General features: G+C 40.6%; 9 protein-coding genes. 5 read left to right on the top strand and 4 right to left on the bottom strand.

Annotation, left to right across the window (positions count from 1 at the left end; genetic code table 11):
* Nucleotides 1-221: 221 nt before the first annotated feature.
* The 3 genes from JQC92_RS19660 to tsaD all read right to left on the bottom strand — a co-directional run bounded on the left by JQC92_RS19660 (nucleotide 222) and on the right by tsaD (nucleotide 2,001).
* Nucleotides 222-419 (bottom strand): hypothetical protein, encoded by a 198-nt coding sequence (locus tag JQC92_RS19660; protein ID WP_205001240.1) that lies wholly within the window; start codon nucleotides 417-419, stop codon nucleotides 222-224.
* A 257-nt stretch (nucleotides 420-676) separates the two neighbouring features.
* Nucleotides 677-901 carry an anthrax toxin-like adenylyl cyclase domain-containing protein gene (locus JQC92_RS22965; protein ID WP_205001238.1) on the bottom strand — a complete coding sequence of 75 codons (225 nt, stop codon included), beginning with the start codon at nucleotides 899-901 and terminating at the stop codon, nucleotides 677-679.
* Between the two features lie 86 nt (nucleotides 902-987).
* Complete coding sequence (gene tsaD, locus JQC92_RS19645) at nucleotides 988-2,001, bottom strand: tRNA (adenosine(37)-N6)-threonylcarbamoyltransferase complex transferase subunit TsaD (RefSeq protein ID WP_205001237.1); 1,014 nt, start codon at nucleotides 1,999-2,001, stop codon at nucleotides 988-990.
* Between the two features lie 230 nt (nucleotides 2,002-2,231).
* Here tsaD and rpsU point away from each other — a divergent pair, with 230 nt between their 5' ends.
* From rpsU to JQC92_RS19620, 5 genes are all read left to right on the top strand, one after another.
* On the top strand, nucleotides 2,232-2,447 hold the full coding sequence (rpsU, locus tag JQC92_RS19640) for a 30S ribosomal protein S21 (protein WP_006080725.1): 216 nt from the start codon (nucleotides 2,232-2,234) through the stop codon (nucleotides 2,445-2,447).
* Nucleotides 2,448-2,453: 6 nt separating this feature from the next.
* A complete protein-coding gene (locus tag JQC92_RS19635; RefSeq protein ID WP_205001236.1) occupies nucleotides 2,454-2,897 on the top strand; it encodes a GatB/YqeY domain-containing protein in 444 nt (147 codons plus the stop codon).
* Nucleotides 2,898-3,071: 174 nt separating this feature from the next.
* Complete coding sequence (gene dnaG, locus JQC92_RS19630) at nucleotides 3,072-4,802, top strand: DNA primase (protein WP_205001235.1); 1,731 nt, start codon at nucleotides 3,072-3,074, stop codon at nucleotides 4,800-4,802.
* A 184-nt stretch (nucleotides 4,803-4,986) separates the two neighbouring features.
* Nucleotides 4,987-6,813 (top strand): RNA polymerase sigma factor RpoD, encoded by a 1,827-nt coding sequence (gene rpoD / locus JQC92_RS19625; protein ID WP_205001234.1) that lies wholly within the window; start codon nucleotides 4,987-4,989, stop codon nucleotides 6,811-6,813.
* A gap of 354 nt (nucleotides 6,814-7,167) precedes the next feature.
* The gene (locus JQC92_RS19620; protein ID WP_205001233.1) at nucleotides 7,168-8,112 is read left to right on the top strand and encodes a hypothetical protein; all 945 of its coding nucleotides are present in this window, start codon (nucleotides 7,168-7,170) and stop codon (nucleotides 8,110-8,112) included.
* On the opposite strand, the gene JQC92_RS19615 is transcribed toward JQC92_RS19620, so the two are convergent.
* On the bottom strand, nucleotides 8,083-8,269 hold a 187-nt coding region (locus tag JQC92_RS19615; RefSeq protein WP_205001232.1), incomplete at its 5' end, for a hypothetical protein. The genes JQC92_RS19620 and JQC92_RS19615 overlap by 30 nt on opposite strands.

The following is an 8,269-nucleotide window of genomic DNA, read 5'->3' as shown; positions in this document are numbered from 1 at the left end:
TTGCCAATCAAAGGCATTAGCTAAAATGATTAAAGGATGAGTTTGCAGAAGTTGGTCTGTGATATTAAACAGACTGGCATGAGGTAAATTTGAAGGGCTTTCGGAGAGCATTTTTAGCACCAAGAACGACCAGAAACCGTAGGTTCACTATATCATTTCTGGTCGAAATTGAATGTATCAAAGAGCTATATTGTATTATCGATCATAATGTTAGATTTTTTTCATAGCCGACTACTTAAATGGGGTGCGACGCAAAATAAATCATAATCTGCGGTGAGAGGAACACCACTTTCAAACTCGGCCAATACCATCATTTCATTAATTGAAGCATCTTCTTTAACCAGTACCCAATATCCATGCTTCAACCATGGGAGCTGTTTAAACAACACTTGGATTGACTTGAGATGTTTACGATACACCTTTGGGTAGTCTCCCGCAGGCATTAGCGTATTGGGATAAAGAATGAATTATTGATGAGGCGCACCGTTATTCGTCACCTGAAAAATGCCGTTATTTTGCGATATCAGATGCAGCATTTTGTTTTTTATTAATGACTTAAATCGATCTTCTGATATTAGAAGTGGAACTTGCTTAGCATAATTCCCAACAAGCGACTCTTTAACTTTGGCATTGAAGTTTGACACATCTTGTGGCTTTTTTTAGCCAGTTTACTGAATTATTGATCACAGCAAATAAAACCAGCTTGTGGTCCCCAATCTGAAGACTTACCTTTTACATGCAGATCTTTAGTGGCATACCCCTCGGCAATAAGATCAGTAGAAAGCTTATTTACAGGCCGAACCATTACAATACAGTTATTTTCAGATGCCGTTTGTAATAATGCTTGTTTATGGTTCGGGACGATTCCGGAGTGATCTAATGCAGCTTCCTCTCTATACATAATGCAATTCGGTAATTTTTAAAGTTTACAATGATCGTAAAAGTACCATCGAATTACCATTTTATTACAGAAAAACAATAGAGCATTTACACTCTTTCTAGTGTATCTAAAGGCCATCTTGGTTGACCTTTAACAGCAAGTTCTTCATTTTGCCCAGCTTTCAGACGCTGCATTCCTGCATAAGCGATCATTGCACCATTATCAGTACAGAATTCTGAACGAGGATAGAAAACTTCACCACCCAAGTTTTGCATCATTTCAGTTAAATCTGCACGTAAGCGAATGTTTGCACTAACACCACCCGCAATCACAAGACGTTTTCGATTTGTTTGTTTTAAAGCACGCTTACATTTGATCATTAACGTATCAACAACAGCTTCTTCAAAGGCTCTGGCAATGTTTGCTCGAGTTTGTTCATCATCAGGTTCAGCTGCGATAGTGTTTGCTGCAAAGGTTTTTAAACCTGAAAAACTAAAATTCAAGCCAGGTCTGTCCGTCATCGGGCGTGGAAATTTATATTGATCAGGTTCTCCCTTGGCAGCAAGTTTTGCCAAACGTGGGCCACCCGGATAGTCCAGCCCCATCAATTTGGCCGTTTTATCAAAAGCTTCACCAGCGGCATCGTCGACAGACTCACCCAAGACTTCATATTGACCAATGCCTTTAACATCCACCAACATGCTATGACCGCCAGAGACTAACAAAGCCACAAATGGAAATTCAGGTGGCGTTTCTTCGAGCATAGGTGCGAGTAAATGTCCTTCCATATGATGAACACCAACTGCAGGGATCCCAAGCGAAAATGCAAGTGAACGTCCAACACAAGCGCCAACCAGTACAGCACCTATCAGCCCTGGACCCTTGGTATAGGCAATACCATCCAAATCACCAAATTCAAGGTTAGCTTTCTTTAATGCTTCACGAATCAATGGAATAATTTTGCGAACGTGATCTCTTGAAGCAAGTTCAGGCACAACCCCACCATAGTCAGCGTGCAGCTTAACTTGGCTATATAAAGTATGAGACAACAAACCTTGTTTATCGTCATAAACGGCAATGCCCGTTTCATCACATGAGGTTTCAATACCTAAAATTTGCATTTTTTGATCATTCTTAACATTCTACAGGGCGTGCAATTCTACAGATTGTGTTATTATAAAACCAGCAGATCAGCTAAGATCGCAAAATGATCAAATGATCTGTCGGTTTACCTCTTTACAAACAAACTGTCCTGAGTGTAAAATTCCGAACCATTTTTTAATCAACCTCGATTGATTTCGGCTTTTAGCTGATACTTTCGACACAACTTACACCTAAGGGGTGATGGCGTATGCCAATCATTAAAGTACGTGAAAACGAACCATTCGACGTAGCTCTACGTCGTTTCAAGCGCTCTTGTGAAAAAGCTGGAATTCTAGCTGACGTACGTGCTCGTGAATTCTACGAGAAGCCAACTACTGCACGTAAACGCGCTAAAGCGGCTGCAGTAAAGCGTCTTGCTAAGAAGCTTTCTCGCGAAAACGCACGTCGCGTACGTTTATACTAATCCGTTATGAGCCTAATTGATCAGCTAAAAGACCAAATGAAAAAAGCCATGATTGCCAAAGAGAAGGCAAGATTGGGCACAATTCGTTTGGCATTATCAGCCATCAAACAGATTGAAGTGGATACCCGCGAATCTCTGAATGATGATCAGGTAATAGCGGTCTTAACCAAAATGGTTAAACAGCGTCGTGATTCAATAACTCAATATGAGTCAGCGAACCGACCTGAGCTTGCCGAAATTGAAGCAGCGGAAATTTCTGTTTTAGAAACTTTCTTGCCTCAACCACTTACTGCAGATGAAGTCGAAGCTATCGTAGTTGAAACTGTTGCAGAAGTTGGCGCAGCATCCATGGCGGATATGGGCAAAGTAATGGGTGCGTTAAAAGGTAAACTTCAAGGACGTGCAGACATGAGCGCCGTAGGCGGTCTAGTTCGTGCAAAATTGAAATAAAGCACTTTAACGTTACAACAAGCCGTGCCCTTTGCGCGGCTTGTTTGTTTTAAATTTGAGCTAAATAATGAATATTTTTAGAAAATTCTATTAGACTTATTTAGTTGTAATTTTTAAGATTATTACCTTCTTCCAGAATATCTGGTTTACACATTTTCTTTATCAAGTGGAACTATGGCAATACCTCGTGATTTCATCAATGAGCTCGTTGCTCGTACTGACATAGTTGAGTTAGTCGGCCGTAAGGTACAACTAAAAAAAGCAGGGAAAAATTATTCTGCTTGTTGCCCATTTCACAGCGAAAAAACGCCTTCTTTTACTGTCAGTCAAGACAAGCAGTTTTACCATTGTTTTGGTTGTGGTGCTCATGGTAACGCTATTGACTTTGTTATGGAGTATGACCGACTTGAGTTTGTCGATGCTATCGAGGACTTAGCTGGACAATTAGGATTACAAGTCCCACAAGAAAAAGGCATAGGTCAACGCAAAGATCCAAGTGTCAGTCGTGATTTGTATGAGTTAATGGACGAAGCGAGTCGCTTTTATCACAATCAACTCAAACAGAACCCCGATAAAGATAAAGTTCAAAAGTATCTGCAATATCGAGGCTTATCTTCAGAGGTTGTTGAACATTTCAATATTGGTTTTGCCCCTGATGGCTGGGATAACCTTTTAGGTCGATATCGCCAGAATCAAGATGCCCAAAACAAGCTCGTTACCACAGGTATGGTTATCGCAAACGATAATGGTAAACGTTATGACCGTTTTCGTGACCGATTGATGTTCCCGATTCGCGATCGTCGAGGCCGAGTTATTGGTTTTGGTGGCCGAGTTTTAGGTGATGGCACACCAAAATACTTGAATTCTCCAGAAACGCCCATATTTCATAAGGGTAATGAGCTATATGGCTTATATGAAGTTAAACAGCGTCACAGGAACCCTAAGACCATTCTGATTGTCGAAGGTTATATGGACGTTGTTGCACTCGCACAATTTGGTGTTGACTACGCCGTTGCTTCATTAGGAACCGCAACGACCGCAGAGCAATTACAGCTATTGCTTCGTAATGCAGAACAGATTGTCTGCTGTTATGATGGTGATCGAGCTGGACAAGAAGCGGCATGGCGCGCACTAGAAACAGCATTACCGTTATTAAAGCCGGGCGATCAAATTAAATTTATGTTCCTTGAGCAAGGCGAAGACCCTGACTCTATGGTGCGTAAAATTGGTAAAGATGCGTTTGAAGAATTGATTGCCAATGCGCAATCGCTCAATGACTTTATGTTCACCAATTTAAGCTCAGAAGCTAATGGTGATAAGAGTAAGTTTGCGAAAATTGCACTGGACTTAATTGGTAAAATTAAAGATCCAATTTTACAGAATCTACTGTTGGAAAACTTATCCCATAAAGTCGGGATGAACAGCAGCGAAGAACTTAAAAAGAAATTAGGTTTTAACGCACAAGCGGCTAAAGCAAACCCACTTGGTGCCAAAGGTATAAAAGGCCGTGGTACCCCACTACGTTTAGCAATTTCGCTTTTAGTGCAAAAACCAACTATAGGTACAAACCTACCTATGCAACCAGCCTTATCGCACCTATCAATGCCTGGGCTGGACTTGTTGATCCAGTTATTGGATTTAACACGTAATGAGGAATTAACCAGCGCTCAGTTAATCGAGCTTTATCGAGATAAACCAGAGTTCAATACTCTAAAGAAATTAGCGCAATGGGATCACCAAATTACGGACGAAAATCTTCAACATGAGTTTAAAAAGTCGCTCGTTTGGTTAAATAATCAATATTTGGAACAGCGCTATCAAGAACTCAGTTTGAAGTCTACACATACGAAAGAAGAGCGAGTTCAATTACAAAAATTGATCTCTATTATCAAAAGCCAGAAGTAAAGAAGGCGTTTCTTTTCTTTAATCTTTTTGATTTATACAAGGATGTATAAAAGAGTGCATATTCGTGACTCAGCAAGTTGCATCTTGCTATAGCACGAGTATAATTGACGCTTTGCGTAATTCTTGGTTACGCCCAGAATTTTAGCAGTTCGTCGTAAACTTTTACCCAAATTGGATGATATCTATGGATCATACTCCGCAGTCGCAACTTAAGCTGTTACTTGCCAAAGGTAAAGAACAAGGTTACCTGACTTATGCAGAAGTGAACGATCACTTACCTGCAGACATGGTCGATTCAGACCAGATCGAAGATATTATCCAGATGATAAATGACATGGGTATACGTGTGTTTGAAGAAGCACCGGATGCCGATGAAATCATGATGTCGGAAGACAGCACAGATGAAGATGCAGCAGAAGAAGCTGCAGCTGCGCTGGCAACAGTGGAAAGCGAAATTGGTCGCACCACTGACCCTGTTCGTATGTACATGCGTGAAATGGGTACAGTAGAGCTACTGACCCGCGAAGGCGAAATTGTAATCGCAAAACGCATCGAAGAAGGGATTAAAACAGTTCAAGGCTCTGTTGCTGAATACCCACAAGCTATCTCAATGATGCTTGAGCAATTCGACAGATACGAAGCCGAAGAAATTCGTTTATCCGATATTATCTCTGGATTTGTAAACCCTGATGAAGACGATGTCGCACCAACTGCAACCCATGTAGGTTCAGAACTTCCTCAAGAAGAACTTGATAGCGACGATGACGAAGATGATGAAGAAGAGGAAGAAGGCAACAAAGGGCCTGATCCTGAAGAAGCGAAAGAACGTTTCACTCAACTTCGTAATCTCTATGAAATAGCACAAAACACCATTGCTGAGAAAGGTCGAGATAACCACCACTCTGTAAAAGCATTATTTGAACTTGGAGAAGACTTCAAAGAATTTAAATTAATGCCTAAGCAGTTCGACATACTGGTTAGAAGCATGCGCAGCATGATGGACAGAGTTCGTGTTCAAGAACGCTTGATCATGAAGTTCACTGTTGAACACGCAAAAATGCCGAAGAAAAACTTTATCAAGTTATTTGGTGGAAACGAGGCGAGCTCTGAGTGGTTTGCAACTGAATTAGATGCAGGTAAAGCATACTCAGAAGCATTAGGTCGTGTTAAAGATGACGTTCTACGTTGCATCAGCAAACTACAAGCTGTTGAGCATGAAACAGGTCTTAGCATTTCGGCAATTAAAGACATCAACCGTCGTATGTCGATTGGTGAAGCAAAAGCTCGCCGTGCTAAGAAAGAAATGGTTGAAGCGAACTTACGTTTAGTAATTTCGATTGCTAAGAAGTACACCAACCGTGGCTTACAATTCTTGGATTTAATTCAAGAAGGTAACATCGGCTTGATGAAGGCCGTTGATAAGTTCGAATACCGTCGTGGTTATAAGTTCTCAACTTATGCTACTTGGTGGATTCGACAGGCGATTACTCGTTCGATTGCTGACCAGGCACGTACCATCCGTATTCCGGTTCACATGATTGAAACCATCAATAAGTTGAACCGTATTTCACGTCAGATGTTACAAGAAATGGGTCGTGAGCCATCTCCTGAAGAACTTGCTGAACGTATGCAAATGCCTGAGGATAAAATCCGTAAGGTACTTAAGATTGCTAAAGAGCCTATCTCCATGGAAACCCCTATCGGTGATGATGAAGATTCGCATTTAGGTGATTTTATCGAGGATACTACCCTCGAATTACCACTTGATAGCGCAACAGGCGAAAGTCTTAAGAATGCAACGCATGAAGTGTTAGCAGGCTTAACAGCAAGAGAAGCAAAAGTACTTCGTATGCGTTTTGGTATTGATATGAATACTGACCACACGCTTGAAGAAGTCGGTAAGCAGTTTGACGTTACCCGTGAACGTATTCGTCAGATTGAGGCAAAAGCATTACGTAAGCTTCGTCACCCTTCTCGTTCAGAGATTTTGAAGTCTTTCTTAGATGAATAGTTAAATGTTTTATCTTTGCTTAAAGGGCTGATTTATATCAGCCCTTTTTATTGCTTCAATATTAACAATTAATCTAAATTTACATTGTCATTTGCATATTGATAATCAAATTCAACTTGGCAACTATTCATAGTGCACTGTCCACTCTGAAGGTGACAGCAATTCTCGGTAAAAAATTAAATCTTTATAATTCAATGTGTAAAAGAAGTATTGAAATTTTATTTTCGCACAAACTTAAAGCTGAAACCAAGAAAACGGCGATAGATCACAGCAACTATGGCAAATAGATCACAAGCTTTCTAAAGCTTCTGTATTACCATGTAGGACATTATTTTTAATCAAAAAGTATGTCGTTTGAATTCAAGAGTAAAAGAAAAAAAGCACCTGAGCTTTAACGCACTCAGAAAGAGCTTATCTCAGCATATTAATACCAGCACAGACTCTAGAAAGAGTTCAGCATCTCAATACACCCAGCACGATGATGTAATGAGTGGCTTTGCTTGTATGTATTTTCAAGACCCTTCATTAGTCCAGTTTCAACAACGTTTGGAAACCAGCCGGGGGCGTAGCAATCTACAGACTCTTTTTAATGTACATCAAACCCCGAAAGAGAGTCAGATGCGTGAAGTATTGGATAGCTATTCTAGCGAGTCTTTTGCGCCAGTATTTAAAGACTTTCATGAACGATTAAGACGACACCATCATCTCAAAGAATATGAGATTTTGCCCAATACACTCATGTGTGTAATTGATGGCACCCAGCATTACAGCTCCAAGTCGATTTCTTGTAAATGCTGCCTGCATAAAACGCATAAGAATGGAGATAAGACCTATTATCACTCGGTATTACAAGGTGCAATTATGCACCCCGACAAGCGCCAAGTTTTACCAGTGATGCCAGAAGCCATAAAAAATGGGGATGGCAAAGAAAAGCAAGACTGTGAAATTAACGCTGCAAAACGTTTCGTTAATCGCCTTTACAAAGCCCATCCGAGACAAAAGTTCATCTTAGGCGGTGATAGTCTCATGTCACGTCAACCGCTTATCGAAGACGTGCTCAATAAAAACATGCACTACCTGTTTGTGGCTAAGCCTACTGACCATGTTTTTATGTACGAGTGGCTGGACGCTTTTCCAGAGCTACCGACCACAGAGTATGTGGATGAAAAAGAAAAGACGCATCGATTTTACTGGCAAAACGACGTACCGCTTAACGGTGGAGCAGACGCAATTAAGGTGAATTATCTTGAGTATCAACAGATAGATGAATCAGGAAAAGTGACCTTTAAAAACAGCTGAGTCACAGACATAGAAATCACCGATAAGAATATAATTAAACTCGCAAAAGCGGGACGTTGTCGATGGAAAATTGAAAATGAGTGCTTTAATACCTTGAAGAATCAAGGCTATAACATCAACCATAATTATGGTCACGGCAAAGAAAACCTGAGTTTTA

It is taken from the genome of Parashewanella hymeniacidonis, from assembly GCF_016900895.1.
GTDB lineage: Bacteria > Pseudomonadota > Gammaproteobacteria > Enterobacterales > Shewanellaceae > Parashewanella > Parashewanella hymeniacidonis.
This window is presented reverse-complemented; position numbering and strand designations above follow the sequence as displayed.

Excerpts from the sequence above, each read along its gene's own strand:
- tsaD (WP_205001237.1), bottom strand. The coding sequence starts at position 2,001 with ATGCAAATTTTAGGTATTGAAACCTCATGTGATGAAACGGGCATTGCC.
- JQC92_RS19635 (WP_205001236.1), top strand. The coding sequence starts at position 2,454 with ATGAGCCTAATTGATCAGCTAAAAGACCAAATGAAAAAAGCCATGATT.
- rpsU (WP_006080725.1), top strand. The coding sequence starts at position 2,232 with ATGCCAATCATTAAAGTACGTGAAAACGAACCATTCGACGTAGCTCTA.
- JQC92_RS22965 (WP_205001238.1), bottom strand. The coding sequence starts at position 901 with ATGTATAGAGAGGAAGCTGCATTAGATCACTCCGGAATCGTCCCGAAC.
- dnaG (WP_205001235.1), top strand. The coding sequence starts at position 3,072 with ATGGCAATACCTCGTGATTTCATCAATGAGCTCGTTGCTCGTACTGAC.
- rpoD (WP_205001234.1), top strand. The coding sequence starts at position 4,987 with ATGGATCATACTCCGCAGTCGCAACTTAAGCTGTTACTTGCCAAAGGT.